16 protein-coding genes and 1 tRNA gene are annotated in these 16,228 nt (G+C 45.5%); 5 read left to right on the top strand and 12 right to left on the bottom strand.

Translation table 11 applies throughout. The features are described 5' to 3' along the window. Window positions 1-243: 243 nt before the first annotated feature. Together CXF86_RS12700 and CXF86_RS12695 are read right to left on the bottom strand one after the other, a co-directional pair. Window positions 244-1,830: a DHA2 family efflux MFS transporter permease subunit gene (locus CXF86_RS12700; RefSeq protein WP_101090342.1), complete on the bottom strand. Its 1,587-nt coding sequence runs from the start codon at window positions 1,828-1,830 to the stop codon at window positions 244-246. Next, window positions 1,830-2,903: an HlyD family secretion protein gene (locus tag CXF86_RS12695; RefSeq protein ID WP_101090343.1), complete on the bottom strand. Its 1,074-nt coding sequence runs from the start codon at window positions 2,901-2,903 to the stop codon at window positions 1,830-1,832. Before CXF86_RS12695 ends, CXF86_RS12700 begins: the two co-directional genes overlap by 1 nt. 126 nt (window positions 2,904-3,029) lie before the next feature. Between CXF86_RS12695 and CXF86_RS12690 the strand changes: the two genes are divergently transcribed. Next, window positions 3,030-3,971: a LysR family transcriptional regulator gene (locus CXF86_RS12690; protein ID WP_101090344.1), complete on the top strand. Its 942-nt coding sequence runs from the start codon at window positions 3,030-3,032 to the stop codon at window positions 3,969-3,971. Between the two features lie 108 nt (window positions 3,972-4,079). Here the strand turns inward: CXF86_RS12690 and CXF86_RS12685 are convergent, their stop codons facing one another. After that, window positions 4,080-4,445 carry a nuclear transport factor 2 family protein gene (locus CXF86_RS12685; protein WP_101090345.1) on the bottom strand — a complete coding sequence of 122 codons (366 nt, stop codon included), beginning with the start codon at window positions 4,443-4,445 and terminating at the stop codon, window positions 4,080-4,082. A gap of 122 nt (window positions 4,446-4,567) precedes the next feature. Here CXF86_RS12685 and CXF86_RS12680 point away from each other — a divergent pair, with 122 nt between their 5' ends. The 3 genes from CXF86_RS12680 (at window position 4,568) to CXF86_RS12670 (ending at window position 7,003) form a co-directional block, all read left to right on the top strand. Beyond that, the gene (locus CXF86_RS12680; RefSeq protein WP_101090346.1) at window positions 4,568-5,473 is read left to right on the top strand and encodes a LysR family transcriptional regulator; all 906 of its coding nucleotides are present in this window, start codon (window positions 4,568-4,570) and stop codon (window positions 5,471-5,473) included. Between the two features lie 118 nt (window positions 5,474-5,591). Beyond that, entirely contained in the window at window positions 5,592-6,110 is a 519-nt protein-coding gene (locus CXF86_RS12675; protein WP_101090347.1) for a hypothetical protein, read from the top strand. A 158-nt stretch (window positions 6,111-6,268) separates the two neighbouring features. After that, window positions 6,269-7,003, top strand: coding sequence for a YebC/PmpR family DNA-binding transcriptional regulator (locus CXF86_RS12670; protein ID WP_101090348.1), 735 nt, complete (start codon window positions 6,269-6,271; stop codon window positions 7,001-7,003). 82 nt (window positions 7,004-7,085) lie between these two features. On the opposite strand, the gene CXF86_RS12665 is transcribed toward CXF86_RS12670, so the two are convergent. The 5 genes from CXF86_RS12665 to fdhD all read right to left on the bottom strand — a co-directional run bounded on the left by CXF86_RS12665 (window position 7,086) and on the right by fdhD (window position 10,960). Continuing rightward, complete coding sequence (locus tag CXF86_RS12665) at window positions 7,086-7,493, bottom strand: thiol-disulfide oxidoreductase DCC family protein (RefSeq protein ID WP_101090349.1); 408 nt, start codon at window positions 7,491-7,493, stop codon at window positions 7,086-7,088. A 30-nt stretch (window positions 7,494-7,523) separates the two neighbouring features. Continuing rightward, entirely contained in the window at window positions 7,524-8,180 is a 657-nt protein-coding gene (locus CXF86_RS12660) for a thiol:disulfide interchange protein DsbA/DsbL (RefSeq protein ID WP_102039149.1), read from the bottom strand. Window positions 8,181-8,508: 328 nt separating this feature from the next. Next, entirely contained in the window at window positions 8,509-8,745 is a 237-nt protein-coding gene (yedF, locus tag CXF86_RS12655; RefSeq protein WP_101090351.1) for a sulfurtransferase-like selenium metabolism protein YedF, read from the bottom strand. A 78-nt stretch (window positions 8,746-8,823) separates the two neighbouring features. Continuing rightward, window positions 8,824-10,074, bottom strand: a complete 1,251-nt coding sequence (gene yedE, locus CXF86_RS12650; protein ID WP_102039148.1) for a selenium metabolism membrane protein YedE/FdhT — start codon at window positions 10,072-10,074, stop codon at window positions 8,824-8,826. Window positions 10,075-10,096: 22 nt separating this feature from the next. Then, on the bottom strand, window positions 10,097-10,960 hold the full coding sequence (gene fdhD / locus CXF86_RS12645) for a formate dehydrogenase accessory sulfurtransferase FdhD (RefSeq protein ID WP_102039147.1): 864 nt from the start codon (window positions 10,958-10,960) through the stop codon (window positions 10,097-10,099). Window positions 10,961-11,107: 147 nt separating this feature from the next. On the opposite strand from fdhD, the gene CXF86_RS22755 reads away from it, so the two are divergent. Further along, window positions 11,108-11,202, top strand: a tRNA-Sec gene (locus CXF86_RS22755). On the opposite strand, the gene selB is transcribed toward CXF86_RS22755, so the two are convergent. The 4 genes from selB to CXF86_RS12625 all read right to left on the bottom strand — a co-directional run bounded on the left by selB (window position 11,180) and on the right by CXF86_RS12625 (window position 16,225). Further along, entirely contained in the window at window positions 11,180-13,087 is a 1,908-nt protein-coding gene (selB, locus tag CXF86_RS12640) for a selenocysteine-specific translation elongation factor (protein ID WP_102039146.1), read from the bottom strand. The two genes, CXF86_RS22755 and selB, sit on opposite strands and share 23 nt — an antisense overlap. After that, a complete protein-coding gene (selA, locus tag CXF86_RS12635; RefSeq protein ID WP_101090355.1) occupies window positions 13,084-14,508 on the bottom strand; it encodes an L-seryl-tRNA(Sec) selenium transferase in 1,425 nt (474 codons plus the stop codon). Before selA ends, selB begins: the two co-directional genes overlap by 4 nt. A gap of 107 nt (window positions 14,509-14,615) precedes the next feature. Continuing rightward, window positions 14,616-15,578, bottom strand: a complete 963-nt coding sequence (fdhE, locus tag CXF86_RS12630; RefSeq protein WP_102039145.1) for a formate dehydrogenase accessory protein FdhE — start codon at window positions 15,576-15,578, stop codon at window positions 14,616-14,618. A gap of 2 nt (window positions 15,579-15,580) precedes the next feature. Further along, the gene (locus tag CXF86_RS12625) at window positions 15,581-16,225 is read right to left on the bottom strand and encodes a formate dehydrogenase subunit gamma (protein ID WP_101090357.1); all 645 of its coding nucleotides are present in this window, start codon (window positions 16,223-16,225) and stop codon (window positions 15,581-15,583) included. Window positions 16,226-16,228: the final 3 nt, after the last annotated feature.

Below are 16,228 nucleotides of genomic sequence, written 5' to 3'. Positions count from 1 at the left end.
ATATCTAATTTTAGCCTTTGATTTGGAGGTCATAGTTTAGGTCCGCTTTGGAGAGCAGATTTAATTAATACGCGCTTACTCACGGGCCGCTGAGGGTTCGCCAAGGGGGACAAGCGCTTTACCCCTTGGCTCGCGTGTGGGCGAAGCGCCGCGACTTTGATTCTGATTATAAAACGCTAACACTATAAAATAGACACCTAGCCCGACGTTATAAGCATTAATCATGCATAGACCGAGGGCAAATTAATGCGCTGCAACGGCAACCGGCTTGCGTATCGACAACACTGCAACAACTGCCACCATGAGCAACCCTGACATGATAAAAAACACATCATTGTAAGCTTGAATCGACGCCTGCTTGGCCATTGTTTGCCCCAGCAATGCAGATGCCTGCAGACCTGCTGTTATAGGGTCGGAGCCTGCTGCTTGCAGCATATTTGCCGATGCTGTCAAATAGTCATTAGCCATTGAACTTACCGCAGGTAACGTCTCTTTAATATGGGCTAAATGACCACGGCTCAAATTATCAGTTAAGGTCGCGACTAAGGCTATTCCAACCGCGCCACCAAGATTACGCATAACATTAAGCACCGTTGAGGCTGATGCATTTTCATCTTTGCGTATATGTGCAGTCGCCAACATACCGATGGGCACCATAATAAAAGGCTGACCAATCGCCCTAACGACCATAGAGGCTATCATTTGTGGGCCAGCAAAATCAGCCGTCATGTGGCAGTTCATATAATAACTAACCCCAAACATGAAGAAGCCAAACCCTGCAAGGTAACGGTTATCAAATCGCAACATCAATTTCGGCATAAAAGGTAAAATCAGTAGCTGTGGAAATCCCATCCACATCAAGACCTCGCCAATCTCCATAGAGTTATAATCTTGGATTTGTGATAGATACAGCGGAACCATATAGATGGATGAAAACAGTGCCAAGCCCAGCAGAAAATAAGCAACCGTCGACAGCGCAAAATCTCGCTGTGCAAGCAATCTTAGATTCACTAACGGATTGGTTTTTTTAAGTTGAAGATAAACAAATATAACAATATTGACCGCTGATATAATGGCTAGATTGCGGATAAAATCAGAGCCCAACCAATCTTTACGATTGCCCTCTTCCAGCACCACTTCTAAACATCCCATCCCCAGCGCCATAGTGATAATACTGCTCACATCGACATTTTTAAGTTCTGGCCAGTTTATCGGTTTTTTAACTAAACCGTAGGCCAACATCGACATCACAACCAGCCCTGGTGGCACATTGATATAAAAAAGATAATGCCAACTAAACTGCGCGGTTAACCAACCTCCGAGAGTCGGTCCAATTGAAGGAGCAAAAGTAGCCGTCACGCCGAACAACGCCATCCCCACAGCCCGCTTATCATCAGGCAGGTATTCAAGAATTAACCTGAACGCCATTGGAATGAGCGCCCCGCCAAAGAACCCTTGCATCGCCCTAAAGGCGATCATCGATTCTAAATTCCATGAGATTGAACACAGTAGAGAAGCGACAATAAAAATAGCACTGTTCCACAGCATATAACGTCTAATATCGAGGCCTTTACTCAGCCAACCAGACAGCGGAATTGCGATCATCTCAGCGACTAGGTAGGCTGTCGCAATCCATGAACCTTCCTCTAATGTCGCCCCTAACCCGCCTTGGATCTCCTTCATTGACGCATTGGTAATTTGAATATCCAAAATGGCCATGAACGCACCAATAAGCCCGCCAAACACCGCTATCCAGGCACGACGACTACCACGTTCCACCTGCTCAATATTTGTATTTGCGCCCAAAGGAGTCGCCTCCAGAGTGGGCATTATTGACTCGCCTTGTTTAAGGCCACGGCAGTACTTAGGCTTTCATTTGATGTGTCGACTTTAACAAATGCACTCAGTCCTGGAACGATTCTAACCTGCTGTAGATCTGCAGATGACGCCCCTTCAAGGCGAATTCTCACCGGAATACGCTGTACAATTTTAGTGAAATTACCGGTCGCATTTTCAGCAGGTAATAAGCTGAACTTAGCCCCTGATGCTGGCGATAGACTGTCGATAACACCAATGAACGACTCACCCGAAAAAGCATCCAACTCCACTGATACGCTTTGCCCCGGCAGCATATGTGCTATCTGTGTTTCTTTGAAATTTGCAGTAATCCACACCGCATTGTCTGGCACTAAACTATAGATAGCTTGTCCTGGTTGTACATATTGGCCCTGCAGCGCGCCACGCTTACCAATAACACCGCTAAAGGGCGCCGTTATCTGCGTATCTACCAACTGAATTTTTGCCAGTGCTAATCCAGCTTTAGCTTGCTCGACACTAGAGTCCGCCTCAATCAGCTGCGAGTTAAAAACGGCAAGCTCTCGTTGCTTAGCGACCAAAGCGGCTGCGGCTTCATCTAAATGTGCCTCCGCTGACTGAAAACCCGCTTGGGCTTCATCAACGGTATCTTGTGAGCTATAGTTTTTGACTTTTAACTGCGTTGCGCGATTAAGCTGCTGCGATGAACGCAATTTTTCAGCGTCAGCAGCTGCAACCCCCGCTTGAGCTTGGGTAATAAGCGCGCGCTGCAGATCCACTTGCGCCGCTAAGGTTTGTAGATCAGCCTTTGCACTTGCAAGTATGGCGTCATTTTGCGCCACTTTAGCCTTGTACTGGTTATCTTCAAGTTGTGCCAATAACTGCCCTTGCTCGACATGCTGATTGTCTGTAACAAAAGTGGCCGTAACATAACCTGGGACTTTAACGCTGATATTAGAGATATCAGCGTCGACATAGGCGTTATCTGTTGATTCAAAATTACGCACATGATTCCACCAGTAGTAGCCTCCAGCCAATACCGTCAAAAACAGCAGTGGAATTACGATAAACATTCTATTTTTGGACATATATGACTCCCCAATCATTGGATCCTTGATTAATGAAGTACATTTTACTACTGTCACAACATATTTATTAGATAGTTAAAATATTACCCACTGTTTCACAGGTGTAACAATCATGAGTTTAAACCAATGGATTTAAATAGAGTGCAGATGTTTGCTCAAGTCGTTGAGCAAGGCAGCTTCACCAAAGCCGCTAAAGCCTTAGGGATCACCAAGGCAACAGTGAGCCGAAAAATTGCAGAGTTAGAAGCAGACGCAGGAGTACAACTATTATTTAGAACCACAAGAGCGCTAAAACTCACTGAGGCCGGTGCAAACTACTACCACAGAGTGCATGGTATTCTCGCCGATCTGCAAAATGCCGAAGATCAGCTAAGTGCCAGCCAGGAGTCAATTAAAGGTCATCTAAAAATTATCTGTCCTATCGAATTAGGCCAGCTGTACTTTGGGCGAGTACTGGCAAAATTTCTCACCGCCTATCCGCACATCACTATTGAAGCTGAACTGACAAATCGTAAAGTCGATGTGATAGCCGAAGGTATTGATATTTTATTTCAGATCACTGAAAAACCGAATCAGGCACTGCAAACCTATGTTCTGCTAAACACACCTAAAGTACTGATGGCAAGCCCTGAATATCTTAGCCAAAATGGTACCCCACAGATCCCTGAAGACCTCAACCAACATCAATGTATTAGACTTTCAACACCATACGTTGATAACAGCTGGTCCCTGTTTAATGGTGAAAAATGGTTAACCGTTGAACCCAAATCAAGGCTTGAGACCAATAACATTACCTTGGTGCGTGAAGCCGCAATTGAGGGGTTAGGCATTGCAACTGTTCCTATGGTGATAGGCAGTGAAGCGATAAAGAATGGCTCATTAGTCGCCGTTCTTCAAGACTATCCTATGAAGCAAAGCGTCGTTACCATGAGCATGCCGCAGCGCGTTTATCTACCGAGAAAATACCGCGTATTTACTGAATTTCTATATCAAAACTTGTTTGAAAAGTGGCGGGACTTAATCATTGAGGTACCCGACTATATTCAACGACCTGGCGAACCAGAGTAACATGCAGGTTTATTGCTAACTAAAAAAAGGGCTCAAAATAGAGCCCGATAAGGGTGCATAAACATTAGTAGTAAAGCACTGATTGGGTTTAAGTCATGCTCAATCGCGTTAACCTAACACTTCAAAATCATCATCAGACAATTTTGCTGAACCATCATCTTGTAGCACCCACAGTTCTTTATGGATAACCCCATGGGCTTTATTCATTTTCCAAGCTGAGGTTAGCAATACCGTGCTGTTATCAACGACGCTGAATTGTGGCTCAATGTATTCAACACTGTTAAACCCTTCATTGATGAGGTTCTGCCAAAATGCTTCAATCGCATCTCTACCAACAAACTCACCGAAAGGCCTAGCATTCATAGTCGCATTAGCCTCGTATTGAGCAGCACACTGCTGCGCGTCTTGAGTATTAAAACCATTTTTCCACGTTTCACTTGCTAACTTAACTGCGTTTAATAATGTGGCTGACATAGTCTCGCTCCCGGATCTGCACATAAATAATATAGAGCGTTAGTTTACAGTTAACATTTGCATTGATAACCTAGGCAATCTCGCAATCACTGTTCGATTAAATAGAACAATATAGAGGGGCTATGGATCATTTACGCCATATGGCAATATTCAAACAGATCGTTGATGCTGGCTCTATTAGCGCAGCAGCCGACAATCTAGCGCTATCGAAATCAGTTGTGAGCCATCATTTGAAAAGCCTCGAAGTTGCGATCGGCGTGCAATTGCTGCATCGCACCACTCGTAAGCAACAACTGACGCCGGCGGGAACTGACTTCTATCAACACTGCAAGCAGATGGCTGACATATCTCAGGTTGCCTGGCGTGAAGCTCGCGATACCGGGGGGATGCTTGCAGGGCCTATCAGGATCAGTGCGCCGCATGCATTAATTGACTCTATCGTCGCCCCAGCGATTAGCCAACTCTGCAATGATAATCCGCTCATTCGCCCAACCATCACAGTTGCAGATCAGCGTATCGATCTACTCAGTGATGATATCGATCTGGTGATTAGAGTGGGAAAACTGCCATCCAGCAACTTAATGCAACGCCAGCTAGGTCATTTCAGAGATGTAATATGCGCCAGCCCTGACTATATCGACAAGCATCAAACGAAGATTGATGCTGAGCAGTGGCAATCGTTAGATTACATCGCCAACTCTTGGCAGAAAGCAACTGTCACTCATTCAGTGGAACCGTTACCTGATGGTAAGATTAGAAAGGCGGAAGCACTGAAACAACTCAACTTTGTTGCCAACAGGTTCACCGACAACTCCTCTGCTGTTGGTGCACTAGCCAAAGCGGGTTTAGGTATTTCATTGCTGCCTGAATTTGTGTTTAAACAAGCAGAACAACAGGGACTACTAGCCATGTTGCTCCCTGATTACCAATGCCCGATGAATGCGGTGTACGCCGTACATGATTTTGGTCGTAAGCCACCATTACTGGTAACCCATACCATCGAAGCCGTTATGAGGCACTTTATATAGAGCAAATTTAGGTCCGAACACAAGGAAAAAAAAGCCTATGGATGCTTAATCACGCAACATATTGGTTATTAATACACTAAAATCAATCCACGACTTATCAAACCTGAGGAAGCTCATTATGTCTACCTTTGTTCAATTTCCCGATGAGTCAGAAGATCAACGTCTACTGCTTAAATCGGTATTAATTAGCGAGAATCACCTTCCCTCTTCGGCGATCAAAATGGTCGCATGGGCTGCAGCGCTAGCCTGTAGAGACGAGGATGTTGTTAAGCAAGTGCAATTCATCGTTGGAGACCTGAGCGCAGAAGCCAAGCGTGAAATGCAGTATGCCGTTAGCCGCATGTCTGTGACTAACCCTTACTTCTTTAGCCGGCAGTTTGTTGATATTCACGCGGGAGGCAATCTAGAGTCGCTTCAATTGAGGCCCTTTACGGATATTGCCGTCGAAAATGAAGTCGATTATCACTATGCATGTATTGCGGTGTCGATGGTTAATGGCGGCTACGCCTGTTTTCAAAGTCATACCATGAGTTTAAAGACATTAGGACAAAGCGATACTGCGATAGATCAGGCGATGCGCATAACCGCAGCAGTGTTAGCCAGCCGTCAGGTGAATTTTAATCACCATCTACTTTAATTAGGTTTAAAGAATGCCTCACCTCTGCAGCTAAAACCACGCGCGAAAGTGATATTAATTAGCAGATTTTTGTATTTTTAAAGGCCTGCCCCCTGATTTGTACAAATAAAGCTGCTAACATCGTTTGCAATTTTTAAAGCTTAGTGAGAAAGGTCAAGATGGGCAGAGCATACCAAAACAAGAAAGAATCCATGGCGAAAACCGCTGGGCAGAAAACAAAAATCTATTCTCGATACGGAAAAGAGCTTTACGTTTGTGCCAAAAATGGTGGTTTCGATCCTGAAGGTAACTTAGCGTTACGTCAAATGATTTCCAAGGCTAAAAAAGATCAAGTACCCGCTCATGTTATTGAGCGTGCGATTGAGAAAGCCCGTGGTGGTGGTGGTGAGGACTATGAAAGTGCTCGTTACGAAGGTTTTGGTCCTGGTGGCTGTATGGTCATTGCAGATTGCCTAACCGACAACGGTAAGCGTACCTTTACCCAAGTCCGCCAAGCATTCGTTAAGAACGGCGCCAAGCTCGGTGGTCCAGGCACTGCCGGCCACATGTTCGATCATCAGGCAGTATTTGTATTTGCGGGTGAAGACGAAGACGCCATTCTTGAAATGTTGATCATGGCAGACGTTGATGTAACCGACGTTGAACTTGAAGACGGTATGATCAGCGTTTACGCACCTCACACTGAATTCTTTAAAGTTAAAACGGCATTAGCGGCTGAATTGCCGGCTGATACTGACTTTGTTATGGAAGAGATTACATTTGTTCCGCAAACGATGACTCAAGTTACCGATACTGAAGAGATAGAGCTGTTTGAGAGGTTCCTTGCTGCACTTGAAGATTGTGATGACGTACAGAACGTTTACCACAATGCCGAGTTACCAGAAGAAGCATAAATTAGCGCTAATGCCATGCAACGGCATTTTACGCAATTGAAAGGCACTCATTGAGTGCCTTTTTTGTTTAGAGCAACGGGGATTAATCCTCAATAAAGCGCTGCTTTATCTCTTCCGTTGGCAGAATACATATGGCTCTGGTGCCAAATAATGAGTAACGACGTTTAGCCACGGCATTATAAAGCCCATCACGAATCACTTTAGGCACAAAACGGATAAAACGCAATAGCGGCCAAGGCGCATCAAGTGACTTTGCAATTTCTATCGCGGCATCACTTCTTAAAAAACATTGATCAGCCTTAATCAATATCACGCTATCTAAGGCATCGTCAGTAACACCATGCTTAGACAAGTATCTTTTGGCGGTATTCGATTGCAGTGGTGCAAACACAAAGCGTTCCGCACTATCGTGTTTAATCACAAAATTAACCGCAGCGTGGCACAAGTTACAAACGCCATCGAATATGATTACTTCTGACTGTGATTGCACGACACTCTCCTCTCTTATACTGCTTTTGCGCTATTGCGCAGCTAAACGCACCTTCTCTTTCTCGACGAGGAAACTGGTAATATCCATTATCTGTTCAACCGTTTTCGCCGACTCATTGAGTACTAAATACCGACCATTAACCAAAATAGACGGTGTACCTTCAATTTTAGACTGCGACATAAGCTCGATTGCGCGCTGCAGTTTTTTGTTGATTTCAACCGATGACAGTTGTTGCTTAAAATCCGCCTCGCTAAGACCATAGCCTTTTAGGAAAACAGCCAACTCTTCGGTTTGAAGCTTAAGATCTCGAACCTCACGTAAGTCCATAATCTCAGCGAATAGTGCAGCATGGATCGGCTGATTATTTGGCATATTCTGTACAATGAAAAACACCTTCGCGTGCAGCTTCATCGGTTCATTCCATATCGCCGGAGATTGAACGAGCTCAACGCCCTCAGGCATCACCTTTTGCCATTGGTGTAATGGTTTTTCAAATGACTCGCAATGCGGGCAGCCGTACCAGAAAAACTCCATCACTTCTATTTGTTCACTGTCCGTCGCAATTGGCGTAGCAAGTGTCCGATAATTAACACCTTCAATGTAACCTGAAGCAGTATCGACAACCTTATTGTCACCGCAACCTGCAACCATAAAGGTCAGTAGCAATAGTGTGAGTAGTTTATTCATATGTATCCTTACGATGTGATAATTGAAAGCTAGCAAGAGTCTATAATTGCAGATTTTCCATGCTAATTTGTAAGCTATTACCTTATAAATTAGCATAAAAAAGGCACTCAATGAGTGCCTTTAATAATAATGCTTTATGACTAGCAGTTAAAAACATAGCGTCGAGCAACAAGATGTTGCTCGCCGGACTGCAGCATTGCTATCGCCACTCCGCCCTACCGTTATCTACGGCAGAAGTTTTTACCTAGACGACGCACAAGCCGAAGAAAGTCGATGCCCTTGTATCAGCCGCTTTATCAAGCGCAGCAACATGACAACGTTGTGACTATTATCGTCTTATCAAAAAACGCAGCATCACACCTTGCTGGCTAATATCAAGTACTTCATAGCCATGATTGCGTGCATCACTAGGGATATTATTGATCGATTGCGAGCAATCAGTGAGCACTTCTAACACTTCTCCAGGCTTTAATGACGCCATAGCCTCAAGCGTAGCAACCGCAGGATAAGGGCAAGGTTCACCATAGATTTCTAAATTGTAATCGGCCACAACAGACTCGGTCATACTTTGCTCCTCAGCAAAAGTCAGCTCAAGTCACCTTGAGCTGATAATAAAGTAAATTTGTTTATAACGGGTATGTAGCTACAGTGTTTTTGCCATTGCAATAACCACATCAGGTTGTGACACCACGGGTGAGAAGTTTTCATTTTTCAAACTTCGCTGCTTTTTAAAAAAGTGCCTTTCCCACAATAAAATCAATCCGAAAGAGAGCGCCAGTAGCAAATACGTCACGCCTAACCCACCTAATGGACCGAAGACATCCAGCAAATTCACCTTATCCCAATTCGTTGCCAACGGTGCCGAAAAGACATCCCAGTAATAAGCTAAAATGGTCGCACCAATAATATTGCCAATACCCACCCACCAAAAATGAATTTGCCCTTCCAATGCGCGGTACATCCAGCCCGTTTCACAGCCACCTGCGATAACGATCCCGATACCAAACAATAAGCCGCCTATCAGCGCATTTGGACCCGCCCAAAGGGTTTTTGGTGTCATTCCAAGCTGCACATAGCTATAGATCCCGATAACACTGACAGCCATGCCCAAGATGATCGCTTTCGCCATGTGAGTACGACCTGTTATCCACATATCTCTGAAAGCAGACGTAAAACAGATCTGTGCCCGTTCAATTAACAAACCAAACACAATCCCCATCAACATCGCGAAACCCAGCTTGGTAGAGCTACTCATAATATAAAATGAGCCAGCGACTATCGCAGCAAACACCACCCAACCTAATCGAAAACGATTCTGCACTTGATTAGGATTAGGCTTTATCACTTTCTTCAAGCCACCCGGTTTAACGATTGCGCTTGAGCGGAAAAAGGGTAATAGAGTAATCTTGGCACCAATATAGGTGCCTGCCGCCGCCGCAAACGCAAATAGCCATGCATGCAAGGTAAACTGTGGAATACCAGTGAAGAACGCCGCCAGATTACACCCCATGGCCAAACGCGCGCCAAAACCAGCAATCATGCCGCCGATCAGCGCTTGCCCGATACGCTTTTTACTGCTTGGCATACGCAGTTTCATGTTGTTCGCCCACAATACCGCGGCTAAACACCCGCCGAACATGCCAATAATCATTACCCCACCAACCCGATCTAATGGTGTCCCTTCGAGGCCTATAATTTTAAAGTACTGCCATGTCTCTGGCTCGGCGCCAAACCATTGCATTATATGCCCACCCCAGCGCGTAAACTCGCCGGTCACCGCCCAGAGGGAACCCGTTAGGCCAAAAAAATAGGTCGACAAAATACCGGCAGCAATCACTGCAGCAAAAGGAGACCAAAATTGAATAAAGAACTTATTTTTAAACGTTAACCACATATTTAAATTACCAAAACTTATTTTACATTACAGCCAAGTTATTATTGTTAACATTACTTAGCGTTTCATTACACAGATATAACCTTTCTGGATGGGTATATATTGTCACTCTGTTTTCACGACAGAATCCGACTAAGGTAATATTAGATTTTTGAGCTATCTCTATTGCTAACGAAGTTGCGGAAGAAATTGCAAATACAATGCTAATGTTTGAAATGGCGGCTTTTTGTACCATTTCAAAACTGGCTCGACTGGTTAATAATAATGCCGACTGGCGATATTTATTATCAGAAGATATATGACCAATTAATTTATCTAACGCGACATGACGTCCCACATCTTCGAAGCAAGATATAATATCACCTTCTGCAGACAACATGGCAGCAGCATGTGTGGCTCCGGTCAAATTAAATGCAGTTTGATGCTGATGTAAACTAGATAAGGCCTTTTTTAGACTGTTTAAATTAAACTTTTCAGTGCCTGTGACTTTTACAATCGGTTTAACCGTTTGCTCTATCTGTTCTACACCACAAAGTCCGCAGCCCGTTCGACCCGCAAGGCTACGCCTATGAGCTTTAAGATGTAGAAAGCTGCGTGGGCTAATCGCTATATGCACCAAAATACCCGTTTCTATGGTCTCGATGTCGATTGAACGAATATCTTTAATGTCATCAATAATGGATTCAGACAAACTAAAACCAATGGCAAACTCTTTTAATGCAGTTGGGCTGGCCATCATTACTACATGAGAGATACCATTATAGATCAACGCAACCCTCACCTCTTTTGCGACGGTTTCTATTAATGATTGCTCTCTATCATTTCGAAAACAAGTCACTTTAGTCTGTTCAGTAATATTATTGAGCCCACACACAAGTTCCGTCATAGCAATTTTCCATTTGTTCTGGTAAATAATGTCCCACTGTTCATCATTCATATCGATAAATGATTGTTGGACTCACATTTATTAAATATAGAAACTACTGATATTGTTTAATTACAAACAATTATCTATTATTCTCGCAAGTGTTAAGGAAGAACGTCGTTTCCGGTGAAACGTCTGGATTTCAAATCCAGGTGGGGCTGCCAGCAGTCCCGGGTAGGTTCAACTCCTATGTTCTTCCGCCAAATCACTTAATATAAAAACACTGCTATCTTTTATGACTCTAGAATTATCCTTTTGCTTTCTCCAAGTTAATCCACTGCGATCATAAAACTCTAAAAGTTGAATGCTGACTTTTCTGCCTAATTTAATGATGGAATTAAAATCAGCGGTTTTTATTTCTCCATGTATATTGATCTGTTCACGAATAACATTGGCATAAAAATAAAGGTTTTCAGTTAGCACATAACGATCTTTAATAATTGCAGAAATGTACCCCAATTGAATGAGCTTGCGACAAAGCTGACGCACGATGCTCAAGTCCAAGTGGTGCCCAGCTGCAAGCTCTGATGACCATAACGGCCCCCTAGCCATTAGCATCTGCTGCTTTATCAGCAGCCATAGTTGCTGCTCATTATCCGATAGCGCTAAGTTATGCCGTGGCAGGTGTAATAAGCCCCTAGTGCAATGCAGACGTTTTTGCAGGCAGAGGCTATCGCTGATATAGCTCAAAACGGCCAATGGATATTGGCCATGGGTCATGCGTTGTAAACGATTGATGGTTAGTCCCAATAATTCGGGCGATGCGTGATGATAGTCACTTATCTGCGCTAATAGTTGCGCCTCTATGTGGCTATTAAGCTGTGCTGATAATAAGTAGCCTGCAACTTCAACCACCTCTTTATTATGCAATAAGACATCGTGTTGCCCAGTCAACTGATTGGCCCACATAAAATCTGACTTTGCTATACAATGCTCGGCGATTTGCGCCTGTAAACTGGCAGTGATTGTGGTGCAGTCTTTAAGTTTACTTAAGTAACTCAGCCGTTCAGGACTACGCTTGCCTCGTTTTAGCGGAGAAAGGTCGAGTACTCGCATCGCCCCAAGTGTGATTTTCGCTGCAGCGTCGCGCACGATGATCCTATCTTGTTCCACACAAGGTAGCGCCTGCTCGCACTGGAGCTCGATCAATGCCTGATTGTTGGGCAGTATTTTTAATAAGCCGATGCGCGCCGTGGTATGGCTATTAGCTAAGTGAATTTGCACGCTTTGCCAATGTTTGAACGGCAGACAGCTATCGAGTACGCCGCAAATGACCTTGGGCGCTGCCATTGGGGCTAATGCTGTTAGCCAGTCACCACGTTGAGCACCACTATGTTGATTAACACCGGTTAAGTTAACTGCGACACGCTGGCCACAGTGGGCAAGGCGACTAACCTGACCTTGGCTATGCAGAGTTCTGACTTTAACAGCCTTACTCTGTTTTGAAAGGTAGAGGCTTTGGCCTTCACTCACCTGACCGCTTATCACTGTACCGGTAGCCACCAGACCTGCACCTTTGACCGTAAAAACCCGATCAATAGCCATGCGAAAGCTGGTTTGTAGGCTTAGCTGACTAAGCGCATTGACCTGAGTGAGCGCAAGCTGTTTGATTGCCTGACTGAGTGCGGGAATACCCGCGCCAGTCAACGCCGATACTACATAAATAGGGCTCTGCCTTCGGTATTGCTCCAGCAGTTCACCCACTTGCACCTTAACGGCTTCAACTCTTGCGCTATCGACTCGATCTTGCTTAGTCAGCACCACGATTAGGTTTTCAAGATCCAGCAGCTGTAAAATTGCTAAATGTTCAGTTGTTTGAGGCATGACTCCGTCATCGCAAGCGATGATTAGCAAGGCATGCTTAGCACAACTCACCCCCGCCAGCATGGTATTGATAAACTTTTCATGCCCAGGAACATCAACAAAAGCCAGACGTTGATCATCAATCACCTTCATAAAGGCGTAACCGAGTTCGATGGTCATGCCGCGTTTCTTCTCTTCAGGCAGTCTATCGGCATCGGTCCCCGTAAGGGCTTGAATAAGACTCGTCTTGCCGTGATCAACATGACCCGCAGTCACGATGATCATAAGCTTTGTCCAACCTGTCTTAGGGCATTGATTAAGCTAGTTTCCTGTTCGACACCGCGAAGATCCAACCAATATTGGTTATTGGCCATTCGACCTATGATAGGTTTATCTTGCTGCTTAAACTTTTGCTCTAACTGATGAATACGGTATTGGCTATTAGTCGTCGGTGTGAAGGTCAGTGCCAAAGATTCCAGTAGAGTCTCTGGCTGGGAGCCACTGCCGACCTGAGTTTGGCTTGCGGTGATCGCCAAGGTGAAGTGCGAGGCAAAATATTCAGGTAATTCAGCCATCATCTGCTGGCCCACTTGCTCCAGTTCGGCCAGTGAACGAGACATTTTTCTCAGCATAGGCAACTCTTCATTGAGCCGCTTAGGGTTTCGGTAGAGCAATAGAGTCGCTTCGAGAGCAGCTAGCGTCATCTTGTCGCAACGCAGTGCGCGTTTTAATGGATGTTGCTGCAGTTTATCGATGAGTTTTTTGTCGCCAACGATGAGCCCAGCCTGTGGACCACCGAGTAATTTATCACCAGAAAAACTGACCAAGTTGACGCCATCAGTGAGCATGTTTTGCGGCGTGGGTTCATCGCCTAAGCCAAACTGACTCAGATCGGTCAGCGCACCACTTCCCAGATCTGAGATCAGTGGGATCCGGTGTTGCTGGCAGAGCGTGGCCAAGCGTTTTTCATCCACCGCCGCAGTAAAACCTTGGATATGATAGTTACTAGTGTGAACTTTCATTATGGCGGCGGTGTTTTCAGTGATCGCCGCTTCGTAGTCGCGTAGATGCGTGCGGTTAGTACTGCCAACTTCAATTAAAGTGCAACCAGCTTGACGCATAATATCAGGGATGCGAAAGGCACCACCAATTTCCACTAGCTCGCCACGTGAGACAATAACCTCTTTACCCGCCGCAACCCCTGAAAGCATCAAAAGTACGGCTGCGGCGTTGTTATTCACCAGACAGCAACTCTGAGAACCGGTTAACTGCTGCAATATCTTGCCTATCGCTTGATCACGGTGACCACGCTTGCCAGCCTCCAGTTCAAACTCTAAGGGCGTCGGGTAACGCATCACCTTAGTGACGGCAGAAATTGCCGCTTCACTCAGTTGCGAACGTCCGAGGTTGGTGTGCAATATGGTCCCCGTCAGGTTCCATACCGCTTGTAGACTGTGGCGTTGACCGTCTAATAATTTATGGGTTAACTCTTTTATGATCGCCTCAGGTGCCCCGCAGTAGTCCGGGAGTTTACTCTGCTGAGCGATAAGCTCTCTTGCCTGATTAAGCAAGCTGTTGAGTTGGCTCTTAACCCAAGTATCGCCATACTCTAGCCTGAGTTTTAGCACGGCCTTATGCAGCAATAGGCTGTCCATGGCTGGCAGTGAACGGTAAAGTGCGGCGGTAGTGTCGATTGCTGAGGTCATCTGATAATGTCTATAAATTTCTATTCAGTTGTCACTGAACTTACTGGAATAAAAATCAGTGCGACTGACTCCGTTATCTGGAATCAGCCGCCCTGACGGGACTTACTTTACTGCTCGTGAGCCAGCAATAGCGGATTAACCGTTGTGGCCAAATAGCCTTGCTCTACCACATATTTATCCATAAGTAGCGTTGCTAGATCATCCACTGCGACCTCGAATTTGGGGTTGATGTCAGTAAACAACATCTTGGTGTACCCCTTACAGGTGTCACAGCTTTCGATCCGCACAGCGGCCTTAGTTTCTGTTTCAGCCCAAAGAAAAACCCCTTTGTCTTCACCACAAGAGGTGCACTCGGCACGGATCTGATGCCACTCAGTTTCACATAAGCTGCAATGTAGATAACGTAAACCTGTGCGTGGTTTCTCCTTGATAACACTCGCCACCGGATGACAGCCACACACCGGGCATAGGGTTTTATAGCCTTGTCCCGTTGTTGCTAAAGCTGTTGCTACATCCGTCGCCCAGTGAGACCAATAGACTGATAGCGCTGCCCAGATAAACAGGGTGTACTCAGCCGGAACCTCTGCAAAGTGACCGAGTAACATCGCCTCGGCATATTGCTGTAAGGTTTCCGGTTCAGTACTCGCTAACGCCTTTAGTACTGCCGTTAGATCCGCCGCACTTTCAGGCGAAGATTCAGACGAAGGCTTGGACAAGAGCTTAGGCAAGAGATCACTTATGAGCTCCAGCAATACCGACTGCCAATAGTTTCCCCACTCAAAATGACCCTGTGCCATAGGCTGACTTTGCTCGAAATCAAACTCAGGCTTGGGGCCAAAGCAGCTCAGCTCAGATAAATCTGTCGGTGTGGCAACGCCGGCTACCCGGGCTTGTGCGCTGACCAACAGCTTCAGCAAGCGAAAGTAATCAGGCAAACCTGACTCTTCAGCGAGCTCTGCGAGCCTTGCAGCCCGGAATTGGTAGATCGCTTGAGGATCTGCAGGGATCAAGGTTTTGATCTCCAATTTCTGGGCCGGGATTTTTTCAGCGTCGAGTATTGCTGTGCTCATAATTAGTGTTTTTCCTGCTTTATAGTCTTTAGTTTTGGATCATTAAGCATGTTGGGATGGTGCTTCTTACACCAGGCTCTTGAAACAGAGCCATACAACATGCCTGCAACCGACCCTTCTACCCAGGTAGCCATCCAGAAATGCACGATGACGAAGATCAACATGATCACCGCACAAATGGCGTGCAACAAGATGGCCCACTCGATAGCGGCGGAGGCAAAGTAAGGCGCAAAGTAGGGCTGCCACATCATGATGCCAGTCACTGTCAACACGACAGAGGTCACCACAAAGGTGCGAAACAGCACTTTTTGCCCCGGATTGTAATGGCCGATAGCGGGGATTTTGTCCTCGTTTTCAAACATCACATCCTTGATAGCTAGCATCCATTTAAGGTCGTTCTTTTCCCACTTGTTATGGTGGTAATAACGCACGAGTATCAACATCAACGGCAGACACATCATCAAGCCGGCGATAGGATGAACAAAGCGCGCCATCTGCGGCGTACCTGCAATGGCTCCCAACCATTGAAAAGATGGGAAAAAGAAACCAAAGCCGGTAAGAAAAGTCACCAAGCCCACCGCCACCACAAACCAGTGGCAGATCCGATCGAACAACTTATGGCGCAAAATCTTATTCTGCTTATGCATGAG

Origin of the sequence: Shewanella sp. GutCb, assembly GCF_002836135.1 — a bacterium.
GTDB lineage: Bacteria > Pseudomonadota > Gammaproteobacteria > Enterobacterales > Shewanellaceae > Shewanella.
Note: the sequence above shows the minus strand (reverse complement) of the source record. Positions and strands in the feature narration are given on the sequence as shown.

What these genes read in the sequence shown, in the direction of transcription:
- CXF86_RS12660 (WP_102039149.1), bottom strand. Translation starts at nt 8,180, where the DNA reads ATGAATAAACTACTCACACTATTGCTACTGACCTTTATGGTTGCAGGT.
- CXF86_RS12670 (WP_101090348.1), top strand. Translation starts at nt 6,269, where the DNA reads ATGGGCAGAGCATACCAAAACAAGAAAGAATCCATGGCGAAAACCGCT.
- fdhE (WP_102039145.1), bottom strand. Translation starts at nt 15,578, where the DNA reads ATGAGCACAGCAATACTCGACGCTGAAAAAATCCCGGCCCAGAAATTG.
- CXF86_RS12680 (WP_101090346.1), top strand. Translation starts at nt 4,568, where the DNA reads ATGGATCATTTACGCCATATGGCAATATTCAAACAGATCGTTGATGCT.
- CXF86_RS12695 (WP_101090343.1), bottom strand. Translation starts at nt 2,903, where the DNA reads ATGTCCAAAAATAGAATGTTTATCGTAATTCCACTGCTGTTTTTGACG.
- CXF86_RS12690 (WP_101090344.1), top strand. Translation starts at nt 3,030, where the DNA reads ATGGATTTAAATAGAGTGCAGATGTTTGCTCAAGTCGTTGAGCAAGGC.
- CXF86_RS12625 (WP_101090357.1), bottom strand. Translation starts at nt 16,225, where the DNA reads ATGCATAAGCAGAATAAGATTTTGCGCCATAAGTTGTTCGATCGGATC.
- fdhD (WP_102039147.1), bottom strand. Translation starts at nt 10,960, where the DNA reads ATGACGGAACTTGTGTGTGGGCTCAATAATATTACTGAACAGACTAAA.
- yedE (WP_102039148.1), bottom strand. Translation starts at nt 10,074, where the DNA reads ATGTGGTTAACGTTTAAAAATAAGTTCTTTATTCAATTTTGGTCTCCT.
- CXF86_RS12685 (WP_101090345.1), bottom strand. Translation starts at nt 4,445, where the DNA reads ATGTCAGCCACATTATTAAACGCAGTTAAGTTAGCAAGTGAAACGTGG.
- CXF86_RS12700 (WP_101090342.1), bottom strand. Translation starts at nt 1,830, where the DNA reads ATGCCCACTCTGGAGGCGACTCCTTTGGGCGCAAATACAAATATTGAG.
- CXF86_RS12675 (WP_101090347.1), top strand. Translation starts at nt 5,592, where the DNA reads ATGTCTACCTTTGTTCAATTTCCCGATGAGTCAGAAGATCAACGTCTA.
- selB (WP_102039146.1), bottom strand. Translation starts at nt 13,087, where the DNA reads ATGATCATCGTGACTGCGGGTCATGTTGATCACGGCAAGACGAGTCTT.
- selA (WP_101090355.1), bottom strand. Translation starts at nt 14,508, where the DNA reads ATGACCTCAGCAATCGACACTACCGCCGCACTTTACCGTTCACTGCCA.
- yedF (WP_101090351.1), bottom strand. Translation starts at nt 8,745, where the DNA reads ATGACCGAGTCTGTTGTGGCCGATTACAATTTAGAAATCTATGGTGAA.